Source organism: Arthrobacter sp. 05L417 (assembly GCF_056397865.1).
Genome location: NZ_JBFTOG010000003.1, coordinates 89390 through 108299, shown reverse-complemented (window position 1 = coordinate 108299; position 18910 = coordinate 89390). Strand labels below are relative to the sequence as shown.

Below are 18910 nucleotides of genomic sequence, written 5' to 3'. Positions count from 1 at the left end.
CCACACGGACACAAGGACCCAAAACAATGAACGCGCTCAAGAAGCTATTCGGTGGCAACACCCGCCAATTCGGCATGATCTTCGCCCTGGTTGCACTCGTCATCTTCTTCCAGATCTTCACCTCGGGCCGCACTCTCACCCCGGGCAACGTCATCAACCTCTTCAACGGCAACTCCTACATCCTGATCCTGGCCATCGGCATGGTCCTGGTCATCATCGCCGGCCACATCGACCTTTCCGTAGGTTCGGTAGCGGCCTTCGTCGGCATCTCGGTGGCCCTGGCCATCAGGGACTGGCACCTGCCCTGGTACGCAGCAGTCCTGTTCGGGCTCCTGCTCGGAGCCCTGATCGGAGCCTGGCAAGGATTCTGGACGGCATACGTCGGCATTCCGGCATTCATCGTGACCCTTGCGGGCATGCTGCTGTTCCGCGGTTTCAACCAGTTCGTCGGCAAGTCCAACACCGTTCCGGTCCCCGAAGACTTCCAGTACCTGGGCTCCGGGTACCTGCCCGAGATAGGGCCGAAGACGGGGTATAACAACCTGACAATCCTGCTGGGCCTTATCGCCGTCGCCTTCGTGATTATCAGTGCGATCCGTTCCCGCCGCACCGCCCAGGCACTGGGCGCCGAAGTACAAGAAGGCTGGGTCATGGTCACCAAGCTCGTGCTGGTGAACGCAGCCATCCTCTACGCCACGTACCTGTTCGCGACTGGCCGCCCCGGCACCTCGTTCCCCATCCCAGGCCTCATCCTGGCCGTGCTGGTCCTGATCTACGGTTTCATTTCCGCCAAGACTGTCATTGGCCGCCACATCTATGCAGTCGGCGGCAACCGCCACGCGGCCGAGCTCTCCGGAGTTCAGTCCAAGAAGGTCAACTTCATGGTCATGATGAACATGTCCATCCTTGCCGGCCTCGCCGGCATGATCTTCGTGGGCCGCTCCACCGCTTCGGGTCCGTTCGACGGCGTCGGCTGGGAACTGGATGCGATCGCTGCAGTATTCATCGGTGGCGCAGCGGTCACCGGCGGCGTGGGCACCGTGATCGGCTCCATCGTTGGTGGCCTCGTTATGGCTGTCCTCAACAACGGCCTCCAACTGCTCGGCGTCGGCGCGGACCTCACCCAGATCATCAAGGGCCTCGTTCTGCTGGCAGCAGTTGCCTTCGACGTCTACAACAAGACGCAGGGCAAGAAATCGATCATCGGAATGATGATGAAGAACTTCGGCCGGAGCAGCGAAAACGCCCCGGACGAGACAACCTCAACCAAGGAAGTCATCTCCAAGGAAGCCTGATCGGCTTCAAGACGACTTGTTCCATCCACAACAAAGAAAGCGAACCAAGATATGCGAATGTTTGGTAAAGCAGGAAAGGCAGCAGCAGTAGCTGCGATCGCGGCACTGGCGCTGACGGCCTGCGGCCGTACGGACAGCGGCAGCTCCGGTGGTTCATCCAGCGGCAGCGAGGCATTCCCCAAGGGATCCTCGATCGGCGTCGCACTCCCCCAGAAGACCAGTGAGAACTGGGTCCTGGCGGAGAAGCTCTTCAACGACGGGCTCACGAGCGCAGGTTTCAAGCCGGATGTGCAGTTCGCCAACGGTGGCGTTTCGGAGCAGCAGAACCAGATCAGCGCGATGATCACCAAGGGCGACAAGCTCATCATCGTCGGCGCCATTGACGGCGCCCAGCTGGGCACGCAGCTCAAGCAGGCCAAGGACGCCGGCGCAACGGTCATTGCATACGACCGCCTGCTCCTGAACACCTCCAACGTGGACTACTACGTGGCCTACGACAACTTCAAAGTCGGCGTACTGCAGGGCCAGGCCCTACTGGACGGACTCAAGGCCAAGAAGCCAAACGGCCCGTACAACATCGAGCTGTTTGCAGGTTCCCCCGATGACGCCAACGCGAAGGTCTTCTTCGACGGCGCCATGAGCATCCTGCAGCCGAAGATCGATGACGGAACCCTCAAGGTGGTTTCCGGCCAGAAGTCGTTCGAGCAGGCCGTCACCCAGGGCTGGAAGGCAGAGAACGCCCAGAAGCGCATGGATACCCTGCTCGCAGGTACCTACACCAGCGCTTCGCTGGACGGTGTGCTGTCCCCGAACGACACCCTGGCCCGCGCCATCCTGACCTCGGTTAAGGCGGCCGGCAAGCCGCTTCCGGTCGTGACCGGCCAGGACTCCGAAGTTGAGTCGGTCAAGTCCATCCTTGCAGGTGAGCAGTACTCCACCATCAACAAGGACACCCGCAAGCTCGTTGAGCACGCCATCACCATGGTCCAGGACGTCCAGTCCGGCAAGACCCCGGAGATCAACGACACCAAGTCCTACAACAATGGCGTCAAAACCGTGCCGGCCTACCTGCTGCCCCCGGTCATCGTGACTCTAGCCAACGTGAAGACGGCCTACGTGGACGATCCGGTCCTCGGCCCGATCACCAAGTAGTAGTTCTCATCTAGGCACCAGCGACGGCGGCCATCCCCACTCGAGGGGGTGGCCGCCGTCGTCGTGTCCGGTTCAAACCGCGGTGGCGCAACGCTTCACAGGCCCCGCATAGCTTCAACTGCGCAGCCGCACAGCCCCGGTGAGCACTGTTAGGTGAGCAGGCGCGCCGCTGGGGCGGGCCAGGTCCCTAAGGAGAATCGTGAGCGTCCTCGCCCGGAGTGTAGGCAATGCCTTCCGCAACAAGATAAGAACTGCGGCTGTAGTGGCAGTCCTGGCCGTCGCGATCGGGCTGGCGCTGGCCATGCTCGTGGCCAACCAAGCCGTTGGCGGCAAAGTCCAGGAGCTCAACGCCTCCGTGGGCACGGTTTTAACCGTAAACCCCGCCGGTGCTCAGGGCTTCGACGGCGGCGGCGAGCCGCTCACCACGGCCCAGACCGCGACGGCGGCTGCGGTACCAAACGTCGTTTCCGTGGTGGGCACCAAGGCGCTGCGGCTCGAGACCGCAACGGCGGCCTCCACGACCTCAACCACCGGCACGACGACGCAGCAGGCCGGACCAGGTGGCGGTCCCGGCGGCGGCACGAGCGTCACCACAAACCTTCAAGCAGCGATCGACGCCGGAACGCTCGGCAATCGCAACAACACCAGCGGCAGCACCGGCTCGGGAAATACGGGCACCGGCTCGGGTAGCACCGGAACCGCGCCGGCGTTCTCGCTGCCCATCACGGCTACCGGCGTCGGCGCCGAAGTGGACACTTCCGGCAAGGCACTGAACATCACGAGCGGCACGGGCTTGGGCGACTACACCGTGGCCAGCACCAAGGCCCTCGTCGGAACCACGCTCGCGACAAAGAACAACCTCAAGGCCGGCTCAACCTTCACCATCGCCGGCAAGACGTTCACGGTCGCAGGCATCTTCGACGCCGGCACCACCTTCGGCAACAACGCCGTGTACACGACACTCGCCGAGGCCCAGGCCCTCGCCGCGACTCCGGGCGAGCTCTCCAGCATGGTGGTCACCGTCAACAGCATGGAAAACGTGGACGCTGCCAAGACGGCGCTTCAAACTGCACTCGGCTCCAGCAAGGCCGACGTCACACAGGGCCAGCGGAACCTCGAAACCGCCGTCAGTTCCCTGGACAGCGTCAAGAACATCTCACTCGTCGCCTTCATCGCAGCCCTCGGCACCGCCGGCCTGATCATCCTGCTCATCATGGTCATGCTGGTCCGCGAGCGCCGCCGTGAGATCGGAGTCCTGAAGGCCATCGGAGCCCGCAACCGGACCATTGGCCTGCAGTTCGTGCTCGAAGCCCTCGTCCTCGTCGCGCTCGGCAGCGTCGTCGGCGCAGCCATTGCCTCCTTCGCCAGCGGCGGCATCGCATCGGCATTGATCAGTTCCAACACCTCGACGTCGGCCGCGAGCCAGCGCGGCCCCGGCGGCGGAGGCTTCGGCGGCGCTGGTCTTCCCGGCGGGGGCGGCCCCTTCGGCGGAGCCTCCCAGCTACTGACCTCGGTCACGGCGATCGCCTCCCCCGGCGTCATTGCGGCCGGCGTTGCCGCAGTTTTCGGCGTCGCCGTCGTGGGCGCCCTGGTACCAGCGCTGCTCACAGCCCGCATCCGTCCCATCGAAGTCCTCCGAGGAGAATAGCCATGATTGAAGTCAAAGACCTGGTCCGCCAGTTCAAGTCCGGCGACCGCACCATCAAGCCCGTCAATGGCGTGAGCTTCGAGCTCGAAAAGGGCACCCTCGCCTCGATCGTGGGTAAGAGCGGCAGCGGCAAGAGCACCCTGCTCTCCTTGCTCGGCGCCCTCGACAAGCCCACCAGCGGGGATGTCGTAGTGGATGGGGTCAGCCTGGCCGGTCTGCCCGCCGGCAAACTCACCGAATACCGACGCCGGGACATCGGCTTCGTTTTCCAGCAGTTCAACCTCATCCCCAACCTCTCCGCTGTGGACAACGTGATGCTGCCCATGGAGTTCGCCGGAATGCGGAAGGCTGCCCGCCTGGAGCGTGCGCGGTCCCTCCTGGAGCAGGTCCAGCTGGATCCTGACAAACAGTCCCGGCGCATCAACAAGCTCTCGGGCGGCGAGCAGCAGCGGGTTGCCATTGCCCGGGCGCTGGCCAACGAGCCGAAGCTCATCCTGGCAGACGAACCCACCGGCAACCTGGATGAGCAGACCGGCGAGCACATCATCGAACTGCTCAGTTCCTTGAGCCGGAACCACAACACCACCATTCTGGTGGTGACGCACGACCGGAGCCTGGCTCAGAAGACCGAGCGCCGCTTCAGGCTTCAACAGGGCAAACTGAGCGAGGAAACTGTGCGTCCACGGGTGGTTGCCGGGGCCTGATGCTATCTCTGACAAATCATTGAGGGACAGAAGGGCCGGGAATCGAATGGTTTCCGGCCCTTCCGTCTGGCCTGCTGGTGGCTGCCGAGGGCGCCCGGGCGACGCCGGGCTGCGAGCCCCGGGCAGCCCTCAGAAGCGAATCGCGTCAATAACCTTGACGCGCACGGCCACAAGGGCCGGGATGGCGCCGGCCAACGCGCCCACCAGTACGGCAGCTCCGAAACCGAGCATGGCCGCTTCGATGGGGAACGGCGGGTACTGGCTCAGGGCCGGGGCAACCTTTGATTGGATCCAGGGGTGCTTGACCACCGCCACGGCCACCATGACACCGGCGAGCCCGGCCACTGCGGTGGCAACGACGGACTCCATCATCACCCCCAGGAAGATCCGCCCCGAGGTAGCTCCGAAGCTCCTTCTGATACCGATTTCCCGCACCCGGTAGCGGACTGTGACCATCGAGATGTTCAACATCCCTACGGCGCCCAATAAGAGGACCAGGCCTGCGATACCGCCCACCACCAGCTGCACCGGGGCGAGCGGATCTCCGTGGGCGGCAAAGTCCATCCGCTGCGCCGTGATGTTCATTTCGGGGAACTGTTGCGCCAAATCGGCTTGGATGGCTGCTGAGAGCATTTCTGCTTGCCCGTCCTGTACCCATACACTGAACTGCCCACCAAGCTGGTTGACTCCCATCTGCTTGGCGGCGCCGGACAGGATGTACGCCGTCGGAGGCGCGTCCGGCCAGGTGTTCGGCACGACGCCGATGATCACCGTATTCGATTCCTGCTCGCCTGCCGTCTTGACACCGGGTTGCAATGCAAGATCGGGCCTGCCTGCCGCGTTGTAAAACGCTTCAGAGACGACAACGGCGGGCGCCAGCCGCTGTTCGTCGTCGCTGGCAAACCAAGACCCTTGCTGTAACTCCAGACGGTGGATGACGCCGTATCCGGGGTCCACCACAACCATTTGGACGGACTGGACGCCGCGGGGGAACTGGAACGGCTGTTCGGCGTGGCCCTCGTGGGAGGAGAAGGCAATACCGTAACGGTCAACGATGGACTGATAAGCCACATCCAGGCGCGCGGGATCCGGCTGGGTTGGACCGTTGACCCCGAGTGCGAGCGTGGCTGAGCGTCCGCCGGTGCGCTCGGACGAGGCTTTGAATCCCTCGCGGGCGAGGTTGCCGACGCCCACCACGGAAGTGAGTGCCGCGACGGACAACGCTACGCCCAGCAAAGCCAGCAGGATCCGGACTTTATTGATCCGCAATTCTTGCCAGGCTTCCACCATGGCTGACATGAAACCGATCATCGACGGACCTCCGACGATGTGGGTCCCAACGGAGCCGGTCCCGAGGAAACCAGTGCCGACAAGGCCGGTCCCGACAAAGCGATCCCCGGAGTCCCCTGGCCGTCAAGGGGATGGAGAACGCCCGAGTCCAGACGGAAGCTGGACCGTGCCAGTGCCGCCACATTGCTGTCGTGTGTGATGGTCACGAGTGCCGCGGCTGACTCCGCGGCCACTTGGTCCAGGAGTGCCATGACCGATTGCCCGGTCTCTACGTCGAGCGCGCCTGTGGGTTCGTCGGCAAGGATCAAACGGGGCCGCCGGACGAGGGCCCGCGCGATGGCCACCCTCTGCTGCTCACCACCTGAGAGCATGTTCGGCATGGTCCGGGCACGGCCAGCAAGTCCCACACGGTCCAACATGTCCATGGCCAGTTCACGTCGCCGCAAGAAATCGCGGCCGCGTGCGTAAAGAAGCGGCGTGATGACATTGTCCAGTGCGCTACGTCCGGGGAGCAGGTTGAATTGCTGGAACACGAACCCCACCGTGGAGCCGCGCAACCGGGCACGTGCGTTGCCACCGATTTGTAGCACAGGTGTGCCAAGAAACTGGATTTCGCCGTCCGTGGGTACGTCCAGCAGACCCAGGAGGTTCAGCAGTGTTGACTTCCCGCAACCGGAGCGGCCAATGATCGCGGTGTGGTCGCCTGCGGAAACCTCAAGGTCGATCCCACGGAGGATATGAAGCTTCTGATCATCAGGCAGCACCACGGTACGCGTGACGCCGCGCAGGCTCACGAGGCTTTCCATGCCTAGCCCCCCGCCGGACGGTACGCCGGGCCCGGCCCGTAACCTTGCTGGGAAGGAGCGGCCGGGGCGCCGGGGACGAATTCAAGCACCCGCTCCCCTTCGGCAAGGCCGGAGAGCACCTCCACCTTGTCGCCGTCGTTGAGGCCCAGCTTTACAGGCCGTTGTTCGGGTGCTTTACCCTCGGCTGCTGCAGCGGCCACCCAGACAATACCTTCTTTGACACTGCCCTTCACCGAGGTCAGGGGAACGGTCACCACGTCCTTGGCTTCGCCCGCGCTCACTGTCATGGTTGCTCCCAAGCCGGCGAAGACTTCCGTTCCGGCCGGCACAGGACAACCAAGCGTCCCCGTGCTCACGCTGTCACTTTGCGTTGCACCACCAGGTCCAGCCGCGGCCAACGGCAGCGCGCCGGCCGCCGCGGCCATTCCCGCGCCGCCGGTTCCGCTCCCGCCGACAGTAGCTCCGGCGTCGTTGGCGTTGTTCTTCAGCGTCACCGCAGGGCAGGTGAACGGAGCCGGACCACCCACCAGGGAGATCTGGGCTGAGCCCGGCTTGGCAAGAAGCCGATACTGTTGGGCGGCGTTGACCGGGCCGGAAACCGTGAATGTCCCAGGATCGACCTTGCCCACAGCCTGGCCCACGCTTAACTGCTGGTCAAGGAGGGCAGTCAGTTCATCGAGCTTTCCGGCGGCGGGAGCGAGCACGTCCGTGTATACGTAGACGGGTTCGGACGCGGTCTTCTCTCCCGGCGTTGTGGCAGCGCCGGCAGGCTTGACCCGCTCGGATTTGACCTGGAAGAGCTTGTCCCCCTTGGCCACTGTCACGCCCGGCTCCACGTGGATATGCACAACCGTTCCCGCCGCCGTGCTCCGGACACCGACAACGGCGTCGCTCTGAACGGTGGCTTTGATCTGCACAGTATTGGTGACCGTTGCGCGCGCGGCGGGCACAACGGGCGTCTCCACCCTGGCCATCGGGGCCGGTTCGGCACCCGCCGGCTTTAGCCCGTCCACGAAGGCGATCTTCACCAAGGCCACAGCGATCACTGCAAAAACCAGCAGCCATGCCACAGGCAAAATGACGCGTCGAAAAACACCCATCCCTACTCCATTCGGTAACTCCCCACAGAACCTCTCCGCGAGGGATGATGACCATCAGCTTAGGCGATGGCTCCGACGAAGTTCAGATGGCTCGTGACTTGAGCGTGTGCTGCATGACGCCTGCGGCGGAATGAGAAGATAGGCCGCATGAGTCTGCATATCGCCAAGCCGTGGTTGTTCAGCCAGCCGAACCAGGATCCCCGCGCAGCCACCGGCAAGGCCCTGAACTGGGGAATTGTCGCAACCGGAGGGATCGCCAAGACCGTGGCCGGCGACCTCGCGCAGCTCGAGGACGCAAACCTTTACGCCGTGAGTTCTCGGCGCCAGGAATCGGCGGACGCCTTTGCTGCCGGGCATGGGGTCACGAAGTCCTACGGGGACGACGGCGATGTGCCCGGCTACCAGCGGCTGCTCGCCGATGACGCCGTCGACGTCGTCTACGTGGCCACCCCGCACGCCCAGCACTTCGAGATTGTCAGGGATGCCCTCAACGCGGGCAAGCACGTCCTGTGCGAGAAATCCCTGACCATCAACGGCCGTGAAGCGGCAGAGCTCGTCGCTTTGGCCCGGGAACGGAAATTGTTCCTCATGGAAGCCGTGTGGAGTCGCTTCCTGCCCAGCATGCAGAGGGCCTTCGCCATTGCAGCGTCCGGCGAACTGGGCGACATCAAGTGGGTCAGCGCCGACCTTGGTTTCCCCGCCCCTTACGATCCTTCCGCCCGCATCTGGGCCCCGGCGGACGGCGGCGGAGCCCTTTTGGACCTCACGGTGTATGCCCTGCTGTGGCCCTTGGGCACCCTCGGTTTCCCGCAGTCGGTCAGCGCAATCGGCACTTTGACGGACGACGGCGTCGACTCCCAGAATGCGCTCACGCTGGCTTACGACGGCGGTGCTATCGCCCAGCTGACCTCTTCTCTGCTGGCCCATGGGCCACGATCGGCATCCGTTGCCGGCTCCAAGGGCTTCCTCCAGACGCAAGGGTCCATCAACAATCCGCGCGAGCTTCTGATTCGAACCGGCTGGGACGAACCCCGGATCGAACGCTTTGACGCGGTAGGGATCGGCTACACCTACGAGCTGCGTGAGGTGACCCGCTGTGTCCAGCAAGGACTGACCGAAAGTCCCGTGATGCCCTTGGACGATTCGCTGAACACCATGCGTCTCTTCGACGGGGTGCGATCCCAGCTCGGAGTCCGATACGCCAACGACGCCCGCTGAGCTCAATGACGAATCCGTCGTCCAACGTCTGGACTAGTTAACTAGGGAGGCCTAGGATGGGAGCGATCGTCGATCCAAGCTGACGCTGGGGGGTGTCGAGATGGAAGTCAAGCGAAATAAGCCGCGCGTTCTTCATATTCTCCGCTCCGTCATGCTCGCTGGTGCCGGCGCCGTTGTTTGGATGGCCCTCTCCTCCGCGGCAGCCAACGCCGATTCCGGAAGCACCAACAACCACACCCTTCTGGGCGGCGCGGGTTCCTCAGTGTCAAACGTCGTGCACAACGCTGCCAGGGACCTATCCGGGACCCTCGGCAACGCCGATCCGGCAGGTGTCGCGTCCGTACCTGCCCCGGCTGTGACGTCCGTTCCAGTCCCGGCGGTCCATCTGCCCTCGGTCCATCTGCCGGCGGTCCAGGGGCCGGCGGACCTTCCGCAGCTGGCTAGAAACGTCGACCAACTGGTGGCCAGCGCTCCCGTGGTCAGCGCAGTCCTTCCTGAGGGAACCGTTAGTGGCGTGACAACACCCGTTGTATCGCCAGCAGCCAGCGCGGTCGATGGGGTTGGGTCAAGCGTTGGCTCCGTGGTTGGCCGCGCCGTTACCCGTGCACTGGGAGTAGTCGGATCCACCGTGGAGACGCTTCCGGGTGGCAGCCTTCCAGTCATCATCCCCGAAATAGCCATAACGGTCCCTGCCATCCAGTTCCCCGATGACGTCGGAATTGCCGAAGCTCTTTCCGAGGGACCCCCTGTTCTTGGCACCGCTGGCGGGGTCCTCACAACGCCGGCTCGGGATGTCGCGGCCCAGTTGCTCGGCCTGGCTGGCGCCAGTGGCCCGCCGGGCCTGAATGGGACATCTTCGAAGGCGACAGTCTGGGCTAGCCGTACCGGGGATCCTTCCGCGCCTCCGTCCGACGGGACGTTCCCGCCCGGCACCCCGGGCGGCAGCGACACCGTGGGCGGCTCTGCAGTCCTTTCCAGCAATCCTTCGGGGGCTGCTGCTGCCTGGCTCCAAGGCACGAACCTGTTTTACCCCTTGGCCGGGACCCTCGTGTCCACGGCTGCTGCCGGCAGAGTTCCGGCTCCGGTGTCGTTTGACCCGGGTTCTTCCCCTGACTAGTTCCGAGCCCTGCCGCCTCCCCGAAAGACCGTTTCGGGCCGCGGCAAACGGCCGATCCGGGCGCTCCCGCAGTTTGCTGCGGACCGATGCGCCTTTGGGAACTACTCGTTCAGGAGAAAAACAAAATGCACAGCATGATTCGCAAGGGGCTGCTTGGCACCCTCTTTGCCGGTGGGTTGATAGCCCTCGGCGCAACTGCCGCGAACGCGGCAGACGCCACTATAAGTGCACAAGGCAATGCCTCGGGCACTCAAGTCGTTGCACCGGTGTCCATTCCGGTGAACCTCGGGTCGACGTCGCTCTCAATACTTGGAAATTCGGGCGCCACGACCACCACCCCTGCACTCGCCCCGGCTCCGGCCCCGGCGACCAATTCCGGCGGAGCAGCCGTCCCGTCCGGAACCCAGGTGGTGGCTCCGATATCGGTCCCTGTTAATATCGGAGCCACCTCACTGGCAGTTCTGAGCAATTCGGCCCCTGGAATAGCCTCCGGCACCCAGGCGACGGCTCCCGTCAGCGCGCCGGTCACCGTCGGCGACACCGCCGTCAACGTGCTTAGTACGACGCCGGCAGGCACCAGCGGAGGCACAGGCGTCACGGCACCGGTAACCGGGCTAGCGACGGTCGGCGACACCTCCGTCAACGTCCTCAGCACCACGCCTACAGGCACCAGCGGCGGAGGCACCGGCGTCACGGCACCGGTAACGGCTCCTGTCACCGTCGGCGACACCGCCGTCAACGTGCTTAGTACGACGCCGGCCGGCACCACCGGTGGCGGCACACCGGCAGGCACTGGCGTAGCGGCACCGGTAACCGGACTAGCGACGGTCGGTGACACCTCCGTCAACGTCCTCAGCACCACGCCTACAGGCACCAGCGTCACGGCACCGGTAACGGCCCCTGTCACCGTCGGTGACACCTCCGTCAACGTCCTCAGCACCACGCCTACAGGCACCAGCGTCACGGCACCGGTAACGGCCCCTGTCACCGTCGGCGACACCTCTGTCAACGTCCTCAGCACCGCCCCCGCAAGCGGCACCACCGGAGGCACTGGCGTCACGGCACCGGTAACGGCTCCTGTCACCGTCGGCGACACCTCCGTCAACCTGCTCGGCAGCACACCGATAGTCACCGGTTCGCTCTTGGGTGGGGGGCTCACCGCACCCTTGAATGTCCCGCTGACGGCCGGCACCGTCTCGATTGGCTTGGGCCTGCCTTCCGGCGTCGTAAACCCGTCGGTAGTCACCCCGTCCGTGGTCAATCCGCCAACCGTCACTCCGGGGATTGTCACCCCGCCGGTGGTGAACGCACCGAGCGATGCTCAAGGCTTCGTTGGCCCTGCCGCCGTTCCGTCAACCGGAACTGCGGTGCAAACCGGCGCCGCTTCAGTTCCTGCAGCGGTTGCTGGCGGAACTGGAGCAGCCGTTCTCGCAAGCACTGGCTTCAATGGCCTGTGGTTGCTGTTCGCGGCCGCTCTGGTGCTCCTCGGACTCATCGTGATGGTGGCCAGCCGGAAGATCCGGGCAACCATTCCCGCATAATCACCGGCTCGGGCTCCTCCACCGCACTGGATGTAGCCCGGTTCCCGGCTCCTCCGCAGGGCAACAGCCCCGCGGAGGAGCTCATGCGTGGTATCGCGGAATTGCGACCCTATGGCTCGCTAAATCGCAGTGACTTGGATCTGGGCAGCCGCCGGGGCATAGACCGGTGGAAACAGCTCGGAGGCATCGCGACGCCGGTAGTCGCGTTCGCCGTAGGCTTCCACCATCTGCCCAAAAAGTTGTTGACCCTCAGCGCGCAGTTCATCCAGGTCGATGCCGGGGAGTGAGCCGCCAACAACCACGGGGCGGCCCGCGACGTACGTGTCCGTGACGTTGCGTGCCGAGCCGTTGAGGATCAGCGTGCGCAGTGGATCTTCCACGACCCCGTCACGGAAGTCCCCCAGTGACGCGACCATGATGTCCGCTTGGGCGCCCGGACACAGGCGTCCCAGGTCGTCGCGCCCCAATGCCCTGGCACCACCCAGGGTGGCAGCGTCGAAAAACGCCGACACCCTGCCTGCGTCCCGGCGGCCCTCTGCAATGCGGGCCAGGTGGGTGCCGATGTCGATGCCCTTGATCAGATCCGGCGGGAACGAATCGGTTCCCAGGCACATGTTGACCCCCGCGGATGCGAAGGCGTCAAAGGACTTGAGCATGCCTGAGTAATGGAACGACGTCAGGGGGCAGTGGATGATGCTGACGTCATGCCAGGCGAGCACGTCCAACGGCCCGCCCTCTGCGCTGGAGGACGGGTCGGTGCCGTCAATGACAACCCCATGCGGAATGAGGAGCCGAGTGTCCAGCAGGCCTGAATCCGCAAGTTGTTCCAGGACGGTGCGCCCGCTGAGCTTGATGAGGAACCCGTCTTCATTGGTCCCCTGGAGGCAATGCAGGCGGACTAGTGCGTTGCGTTCGGTGGCCAGCTCGGCTGTCTGGCGCATCAGTTCGTCCGAGAGAGTCTCGATCCGGCACGGCAGCAGGACGCCGGTTAGCAACGGGTGTGCGAGTTCGTCGGTGTAGTCGAGGAACCGTTCGGCGTCGGCAAGTCCTCTGCGCCCCTCCTCCTCGTCGAAGAGGATCACGCGTTGACCATCGTCGTCGGTGACATTGATCCCTGAGCGGTACGCAGGGCCAAGGAACCCGCGCAGGCCGAGCCCGACGCTGGACTGCGCCATTCCTTTGAGTTCTTCGAAGGTTTCAGCCCATGAGCTGTGGATCTCCGAGGCGATCGGCATGTAGGTGGTCACGCCGTGCAAGGCCAGCTGCGCCAGTGCGAACTTACGCACGATCTGGCGCTGCGCCGCGGTGAAAACGTCGCGGCGGCGGTTGCGGAAGTAGTCCTCGGACCATTGCAATCCCGGAGCCGTCTCCTCCGTGGGCCAGGAGTCGAAGATCATGTGATCAATGTCCGTCAAGGCATCGAGATCGATGAGGCCAGGTGCGATCAGGCTCTGTCCAAAGTCCCGGCGTTCGTCCACTGGACCTGCGTAGTCGGTCCCGACGTAGATGATCTTGTCATCCCGCATCACGACGTGCCCGTCCGTGTGCATCACATGACTGGTCCCGTCATAGCCAAGGACGTACCGGGCAGAAAGCTGAGTGATCATAAAAACCCTCCAAGTTTGGTATCCCAGGTCAAATAGCCGCAGATCAAGCTCGAAGTCGACTGAGCGCATGGAAGCTCTCAGTTTCGGGACTTTTTGCAGCTTTTGTGACATGTCTTGCATTGCGATGTGATCCACCTTACCATTTTTGGTATACCAAATGGTGTGGGACACATCCGTCCTTCGCTTAGCAGCACACGAAGGGTGCACAACAATGAAGAACCAATCCACAACCACTCCGGAGGTGGATACGCCCGTAGTCAACGTCGACGACGGCCCGGCCCGCCTCTTCACCCCGACCGCGCGGCAATGGGCATCGATGATCCTGTTGTCGACAGCCGTCTGCGCCGTCGCCATCCTGGCCGGAACGCACAAGATTCCCCTGGGCAACGCCGCAATCGTACTTATGCCGGTCTTGTGGGCCGTGCTGATCGGCGCCGTCATCGGCGTGCAGAAGGTACGCCCCATGTCCGGCCAAAGCCGCGCCGTGGCCTCGGTGCTGCTAAACGTCAGCATCGTGATGTTCCTGGGGGCCTTGGGCACCCAGGTGGGGCCCTCCTTCGCCAAACTGACCTCCCTCGGCCCAGCCATCCTGCTCCAGGAAGTAGGCCACATTTTCGGAACGGTCATCATCGCGCTGCCGGTCGGCGTCGCACTGGGCATGGGCCGCACGGCTATCGGTGCCACGTGGGCAATCGACCGTGAATCCTACCTGGCCTACGCATTACAGCGTTTCGGGGTGAAGTCCCCGGTCTACCGTGGCGTGTTCTCCGTGTGGCTGTTGGGCAGCGTCTTCGGAGCAGTGTTCATCTCCCTGCTGGCCGGACTCCTCGGCGGGATGGGGATCTTCGACCCGCTTGCACTCGCGCTGGGCCTGGGTCTCGGCTCGGGATCCATGATGCTCGGCGGCGTGGCAGCCCTGTCCATCCTCCATCCGGGGCAGGCACCCGAGATCATGGCGTTGGCGGCCCTGTCGAACCTGGTGACGAACCTTGTCGGCTTCTACGCAGGGGCCTTCCTTTCGTTGCCGATGTCCCTGCGGCTCTACAAGTTCTGGTCGCGACTCTTCCGCCGCGATGACGAGGGCAAGCGCCTTGATCGCAACGGGAACGCCGTCGCGGCGAAGCTGCGCCGGCCACAGGCCCGAAACAAGGTGGACGTTTCAGCCGTGCTCCAGGACCCGGAGGTGCGCATGAAGCCTTCCACGTGGATCATCGCCTTCGTTGCAAGCATCGCGGCGGGCGTGGTCCTCAACGCCTTGGGTACCAAGTCCTTCAGTGTCAACGATGTGGTCGGCGTGGTGATCCTGGGCCTCCTTACCGCCCTGGCGTTCGTGCTCGCCAAGTGTGTGCCGGCTGTGCCGTCGAGCGTATGGGTCCTTGCCCTCGCCACCTTGGCAACGGCTCCGATCCTTCCTTTCAGTGGCATGATCGTCTCCTTCACCCACAACCTTGACCCCCTCTACGTGGGCCTTGGATCGATCGCCCTGCTCGGCATGAACGTGGGACGCGACGTCAACGCGCTGAAGAGCCTGAACTGGCGCACGGTGATTATGGCGACAATCACGTTCTCCGCGAGTTTCGTAGCGGCCGCAGCGCTTGCGCAATTCGTCATCCATGTCTGAGCGCTGACGCCGGACAACTGACGCCGGACAAGGGCGGTGGAATGGACTAGTCGTCCATTCCACCGCCCTCTCGCGTCTCTGCGCGCCCCCTCGTCGGCGCATTCAGGTGATATTCGACGCACCGCGATTCCTTCATGCCCCGAGGCGGCGCGACATACCGAGTCAGATGAACGACCGAAGGACACCAGACCATCTGTGGCTTGCTAAGATCTAAAGGCTCAACCGGTCCCCCGGAGAGCCTCCCCATCAAATGGCCCGGAAACGGACGCGTCCCCACGCGCCGGCACCGGCCCCTGCCCGACCCCAGGAGATCCCTGCTCTCATGACCGCATTGGCCGAACCAGACTATTTCGAGGTCCACGACGAGGATTACCGCAGCGAACTGGACTCGCGGTACGAAGAAGGTTTCGGGCACGGCCCCGAGCTCGACGACGACTACGGCAGCGGTTACGACGAGCTCGACAAACTCTTCGATGGTTTGTTCGACGACGATGATGACTTCGACGCCCCGGCCAAGGCCGAAAAGAAGGCTCCGGCCAGGAAAGTCGCTCCGAAGGCCGCTGCGGTAAAGACGGCGACGCCGAAGAAGGCTTCCTCAAAATCGATGCCCGAGGCCAGCCCTGTCATTACCCGCAGAGTGGTACCTGTGGCGGCTCCCGCGATTGAGGCACCGCGTGCCGACCCCGCCGAAGGTGGCCTTGTCGAGGTTCCCATTGCGGGAGAGCCGTCCGTAGCTCCCGCTCCAGCCGTCGAACCGACCGCCGTCGAACCTGCCGCCGTCGAAGAAGCCGAGGCTCCCGCGGTTCCGGACAGCCCCTTCTTCGCACCGCACATCGCCCCGGTCAACCAGCACGTGGAGTTCCTCCGCAAGCTCCGCCCGGGCTTCGAGGTCCCCTATGTGGACCCGATGCACTCAGTGGAGGATTGCCGGATTGTCACCCTGTTCTCCAACACCAGCGAGGCCTCCCCGCGGGGCGTTGTCTGGGCTGGCGACGACGCCGCCGCCACCCGGCTGCTGGGCCTGCAGTTCCAGCTCGGCCTGCGCCCGGAATGGATGATGCCGTGGAACACCCACCCGTGGTTCACTCCCGGCGAGGCGAACGGAAAGCTGACTCCTGAGCAGGTAAGCGCCGGCCTCAAGCCGCTCATCGCCTTCCTCAAACTCGTTCCGCGCGCTTCGGCGATCGTTGCCCACGGAACGGAAGCCAACCGCCTGGCGCAGATGCTCCTCAAGACTGACAACCAGCTGATCTGGCGCCGCGGCCTGAAGGTCTACAAGGCACGTTCGCTGCACGGGCGCGCGTTCGCCGGTTCCAAGGAACGCCAGACCGAATGGTTGATAGAAATGGGACGCTCCTACGCGGACGCAATGGCCCGCGCGGGTCTCCAGGCCGGTCGGCGGTAGGGCGCCTAGCGCCGTGACTTGCGGGCAGGCTTCCCGGAAAACAGTTTCCGGTCCAGCGAAAACGCCCCTGAACCGATGAAGGCAAACGCCAACGCCAACGCGATGTACAGGATGAGCAGCTCAGCGTTGATTCCGGGACTATCGCTCAGCAGCGGCTTGCCTGATTCGGTGACGAACCAGATCCCCGCGTACATGAGGGCTGCCAGGAAGCCGGCCACCCTGGTCAGGGCGCCGAGCACCAAAAGTGCGCCCAGCCCGGTTTCGCCCCAGATGACCAGCCAGGACATCAGCTCGGCTTTTTGAACACCCATCGCGGCGATGGTTGCCTCAAACGCAGGCTGCCCTGCGAGCAGTTTCTGGACTCCATGCAGCAGCAAAAGGCCACCGAACACTATCCTCAGAAACGCTGTGCCGCGCGAGGACGATGTCTGCGAAGGAAGGAGGAATTTCACCCGGTCCAATCTTCCATGCCGACGGCGCAGCTCAAAACGGCCGCTCCGAAGCAGCCCTCCGATGGATCGCGACGGCGGTCGCGCTTGCCGCCGTCTTAGTCCTCCACGAGCCGGCTATCCAGGGCACGGACAGTCAGGCCTGTTTCGGCTCGCCGAGCGGAAGAACGGCGAGCCGCGCGGCCAGGCCGGCGTCCCCCATGAGCTGCTTCACGACGTCGGGCCCTTCCGAGAAGTGCCGCCAACCTTCTGTGTGCACCGGGACCACAGTGGCAAGCGGGAAAAGTCGGGCCAGTTCCACAACGCCTTGCGAAGTGAGCGTCAACGGTGCGCCCCCGAAAAGCGGGGTTCGTGCGGCCCCTGCGAAAGCCACGGCAACGGCGGTGGCCGGAAACCGCAGGGAGATTTCGGCAACCAGTTCCAGCGATGCGTTGTCCCCGGAGACGTACATCGTCGGCCAGCCATCCGCCTCGAGCACGAACCCGGTGACTTCACCCGTGACAAGTTCGGCGCCACTAGGTCCGTGCAGCGCCGGCACGGCGGTGATCACCACGGGCGCGTCCCCCGCTACCGTCACCGGCTCCCAGGGCCGGAGTCCGCGGACCAGGGGCATCCGGCTCGCAGCTTCACCCGTACTCAGGACCATTTCGGCGTCCTTCAGTACCACCCTCCCGCTGTTGTCCAGATTGTCGGCATGCTGATCATGCGAAAGGAGGACGACGTCGATTCGGCCCAGGTCTTCTGCCGCCACAGCCGGACCGGTCAGTTTGTCCAGGGTCCGGCCCGCGCCTACCGGATACTGGCCTGGAGCATCGAAAGTGGGATCCGTGAGGAGGTTCAGTCCTGCATAGCGGATCAGGATGGTCGGTCCGCCAACATGCGTCAATACGGGCCGCTTGAAGTCTTGTGCAATGTTCATGAGGCAACTCTGCCCGTCCAGCTTGTGCTGAAAAAGTGGCCCGGAAGACAATTATCGCTAGGATCGGGCCATGATGGTTCACCGATCCCACAAGGTTGCAGTGCTTGCGATGCCAGGCATGAGCCCGTTCCACCTTGCAGTACCCCAGATGGTTTTCGAAGATCCCGACCCGTCCGGGGCTACCCCGCGCTACACGGTGCGGGTTTTCACGCCCCATCCGGGCCGCGTCCGGATGGGCCACGGCCCCGACATGGTGGTTGAACCCGGGTTGGAAACCATGGCGTGGGCAGACACTGTGGTCCTCCCGAGCTGGGATCCAGTGGTCGAGGTTTCGAGTGAACTCGTGGATGCAATCCGGATGGCTCATGGGAGTGGTAGCCGGGTTGTCTCACTGTGCCTCGGCGCATTCCTGCTGGCTGCTACGGGGCTACTGGATGGCCGCGAAGCAGTGACCCATTGGGGATACTCCGGGAAATTGCAGCAGCGTTATCCCGCCCTGCGGGTAGTGGAGAATGCGCTGTGGGCCGACCACGACGACGTCGTGTCCTCTGCGGGCGTTGCGGCCGGACTCGACTGCTGCATCCATCTGCTTCGAAAAGACTACGGCTCGGACGCAGCCGATCGCGTGGCGCGCGGGCTGGTCATGGCACCTCACCGCAGCGCCACTCAGGCGCAATTCATTCCGGCAAGGCTCCCCCGCGGCGCGGGCCACGACGGAATCGAACGCGCCATGACGCTAGCCCGCGAAAACCTCGGCCAGCCAATCGGCCTCGACGAGCTGGCGGCAGCTGCTTCGATGAGCCGCAGGACCTTCACAAGGCACTTTCGCAGCCGGACGGGAACAACCGTCCTTGATTGGCTCACCCAGCAGCGGCTGGACCAAGCACGAACCATGTTGGAATCAAGCAATGCTGGAATCGAAGAAATTGCCGGCTCCTGCGGGTTCGGCTCTTCGGCCGCCTTCCGGCAACATTTCCGTTCTGCTTTCGGTAACACACCAAGCCGCTACCGAGAGGAGTTCGCCTCCTGACCTCGGGG

General features: G+C 64.0%; 16 protein-coding genes. 10 read left to right on the top strand and 6 right to left on the bottom strand.

Annotated features, from left to right (window positions below):
• Positions 1–26: 26 nt before the first annotated feature.
• The 4 genes from mmsB to AC1DJW_RS03850 all read left to right on the top strand — a co-directional run bounded on the left by mmsB (position 27) and on the right by AC1DJW_RS03850 (position 4799).
• The gene (gene mmsB, locus AC1DJW_RS03865) at positions 27–1295 is read left to right on the top strand and encodes a multiple monosaccharide ABC transporter permease (protein ID WP_390279509.1); all 1269 of its coding nucleotides are present in this window, start codon (positions 27–29) and stop codon (positions 1293–1295) included.
• A 51-nt stretch (positions 1296–1346) separates the two neighbouring features.
• Positions 1347–2447, top strand: a complete 1101-nt coding sequence (locus AC1DJW_RS03860; RefSeq protein ID WP_284751888.1) for a substrate-binding domain-containing protein — start codon at positions 1347–1349, stop codon at positions 2445–2447.
• A 199-nt stretch (positions 2448–2646) separates the two neighbouring features.
• The gene (locus AC1DJW_RS03855) at positions 2647–4095 is read left to right on the top strand and encodes an ABC transporter permease (protein ID WP_476900785.1); all 1449 of its coding nucleotides are present in this window, start codon (positions 2647–2649) and stop codon (positions 4093–4095) included.
• 2 nt (positions 4096–4097) lie between these two features.
• Positions 4098–4799, top strand: a complete 702-nt coding sequence (locus AC1DJW_RS03850; protein WP_476900784.1) for an ABC transporter ATP-binding protein — start codon at positions 4098–4100, stop codon at positions 4797–4799.
• A 129-nt stretch (positions 4800–4928) separates the two neighbouring features.
• Here AC1DJW_RS03850 and AC1DJW_RS03845 read toward each other — a convergent pair whose 3' ends face one another.
• The 3 genes from AC1DJW_RS03845 to AC1DJW_RS03835 are packed head-to-tail and all read right to left on the bottom strand — an operon-like array spanning position 4929 to position 7995.
• A complete protein-coding gene (locus AC1DJW_RS03845; RefSeq protein ID WP_476900783.1) occupies positions 4929–6098 on the bottom strand; it encodes an ABC transporter permease in 1170 nt (389 codons plus the stop codon).
• 8 nt (positions 6099–6106) lie between these two features.
• Positions 6107–6895 (bottom strand): ABC transporter ATP-binding protein, encoded by a 789-nt coding sequence (locus tag AC1DJW_RS03840; protein WP_476900782.1) that lies wholly within the window; start codon positions 6893–6895, stop codon positions 6107–6109.
• 2 nt (positions 6896–6897) lie between these two features.
• Positions 6898–7995, bottom strand: coding sequence for an efflux RND transporter periplasmic adaptor subunit (locus AC1DJW_RS03835; RefSeq protein ID WP_476900781.1), 1098 nt, complete (start codon positions 7993–7995; stop codon positions 6898–6900).
• A 147-nt stretch (positions 7996–8142) separates the two neighbouring features.
• Between AC1DJW_RS03835 and AC1DJW_RS03830 the strand changes: the two genes are divergently transcribed.
• From AC1DJW_RS03830 to AC1DJW_RS03820, 3 genes are all read left to right on the top strand, one after another.
• The gene (locus tag AC1DJW_RS03830; RefSeq protein ID WP_390279499.1) at positions 8143–9213 is read left to right on the top strand and encodes a Gfo/Idh/MocA family protein; all 1071 of its coding nucleotides are present in this window, start codon (positions 8143–8145) and stop codon (positions 9211–9213) included.
• A gap of 100 nt (positions 9214–9313) precedes the next feature.
• Entirely contained in the window at positions 9314–10330 is a 1017-nt protein-coding gene (locus tag AC1DJW_RS03825) for a hypothetical protein (RefSeq protein ID WP_476900780.1), read from the top strand.
• Between the two features lie 125 nt (positions 10331–10455).
• Positions 10456–11871 carry a hypothetical protein gene (locus tag AC1DJW_RS03820; RefSeq protein WP_476900779.1) on the top strand — a complete coding sequence of 472 codons (1416 nt, stop codon included), beginning with the start codon at positions 10456–10458 and terminating at the stop codon, positions 11869–11871.
• A 119-nt stretch (positions 11872–11990) separates the two neighbouring features.
• On the opposite strand, the gene AC1DJW_RS03815 is transcribed toward AC1DJW_RS03820, so the two are convergent.
• On the bottom strand, positions 11991–13478 hold the full coding sequence (locus AC1DJW_RS03815; protein WP_476900778.1) for a chlorohydrolase family protein: 1488 nt from the start codon (positions 13476–13478) through the stop codon (positions 11991–11993).
• A gap of 211 nt (positions 13479–13689) precedes the next feature.
• Between AC1DJW_RS03815 and AC1DJW_RS03810 the strand changes: the two genes are divergently transcribed.
• Both AC1DJW_RS03810 and AC1DJW_RS03805 read left to right on the top strand, forming a co-directional pair.
• Positions 13690–15099 carry a DUF3100 domain-containing protein gene (locus AC1DJW_RS03810; RefSeq protein ID WP_476900777.1) on the top strand — a complete coding sequence of 470 codons (1410 nt, stop codon included), beginning with the start codon at positions 13690–13692 and terminating at the stop codon, positions 15097–15099.
• A 907-nt stretch (positions 15100–16006) separates the two neighbouring features.
• A complete protein-coding gene (locus AC1DJW_RS03805) occupies positions 16007–16504 on the top strand; it encodes a uracil-DNA glycosylase family protein (protein WP_284751918.1) in 498 nt (165 codons plus the stop codon).
• Positions 16505–16509: 5 nt separating this feature from the next.
• Here the strand turns inward: AC1DJW_RS03805 and AC1DJW_RS03800 are convergent, their stop codons facing one another.
• Positions 16510–16956, bottom strand: coding sequence for a DoxX family protein (locus AC1DJW_RS03800; RefSeq protein ID WP_284751877.1), 447 nt, complete (start codon positions 16954–16956; stop codon positions 16510–16512).
• A gap of 133 nt (positions 16957–17089) precedes the next feature.
• Entirely contained in the window at positions 17090–17872 is a 783-nt protein-coding gene (locus AC1DJW_RS03795) for an MBL fold metallo-hydrolase (protein ID WP_476900776.1), read from the bottom strand.
• 70 nt (positions 17873–17942) lie between these two features.
• Between AC1DJW_RS03795 and AC1DJW_RS03790 the strand changes: the two genes are divergently transcribed.
• On the top strand, positions 17943–18902 hold the full coding sequence (locus tag AC1DJW_RS03790) for a GlxA family transcriptional regulator (RefSeq protein WP_476900775.1): 960 nt from the start codon (positions 17943–17945) through the stop codon (positions 18900–18902).
• The last annotated feature ends 8 nt before the right edge of the window (positions 18903–18910 follow it).

Bases quoted from the DNA above. Each gene is read 5' to 3' on its own strand.
- mmsB (WP_390279509.1), top strand. From the start codon at position 27: ATGAACGCGCTCAAGAAGCTATTCGGTGGCAACACCCGCCAATTCGGC.
- AC1DJW_RS03860 (WP_284751888.1), top strand. From the start codon at position 1,347: ATGCGAATGTTTGGTAAAGCAGGAAAGGCAGCAGCAGTAGCTGCGATC.
- AC1DJW_RS03850 (WP_476900784.1), top strand. From the start codon at position 4,098: ATGATTGAAGTCAAAGACCTGGTCCGCCAGTTCAAGTCCGGCGACCGC.
- AC1DJW_RS03845 (WP_476900783.1), bottom strand. From the start codon at position 6,098: ATGTCAGCCATGGTGGAAGCCTGGCAAGAATTGCGGATCAATAAAGTC.
- AC1DJW_RS03840 (WP_476900782.1), bottom strand. From the start codon at position 6,895: ATGGAAAGCCTCGTGAGCCTGCGCGGCGTCACGCGTACCGTGGTGCTG.
- AC1DJW_RS03835 (WP_476900781.1), bottom strand. From the start codon at position 7,995: ATGGGTGTTTTTCGACGCGTCATTTTGCCTGTGGCATGGCTGCTGGTT.
- AC1DJW_RS03830 (WP_390279499.1), top strand. From the start codon at position 8,143: ATGAGTCTGCATATCGCCAAGCCGTGGTTGTTCAGCCAGCCGAACCAG.
- AC1DJW_RS03825 (WP_476900780.1), top strand. From the start codon at position 9,314: ATGGAAGTCAAGCGAAATAAGCCGCGCGTTCTTCATATTCTCCGCTCC.
- AC1DJW_RS03820 (WP_476900779.1), top strand. From the start codon at position 10,456: ATGCACAGCATGATTCGCAAGGGGCTGCTTGGCACCCTCTTTGCCGGT.
- AC1DJW_RS03815 (WP_476900778.1), bottom strand. From the start codon at position 13,478: ATGATCACTCAGCTTTCTGCCCGGTACGTCCTTGGCTATGACGGGACC.
- AC1DJW_RS03810 (WP_476900777.1), top strand. From the start codon at position 13,690: ATGAAGAACCAATCCACAACCACTCCGGAGGTGGATACGCCCGTAGTC.
- AC1DJW_RS03805 (WP_284751918.1), top strand. From the start codon at position 16,007: ATGCACTCAGTGGAGGATTGCCGGATTGTCACCCTGTTCTCCAACACC.
- AC1DJW_RS03795 (WP_476900776.1), bottom strand. From the start codon at position 17,872: ATGAACATTGCACAAGACTTCAAGCGGCCCGTATTGACGCATGTTGGC.
- AC1DJW_RS03790 (WP_476900775.1), top strand. From the start codon at position 17,943: ATGATGGTTCACCGATCCCACAAGGTTGCAGTGCTTGCGATGCCAGGC.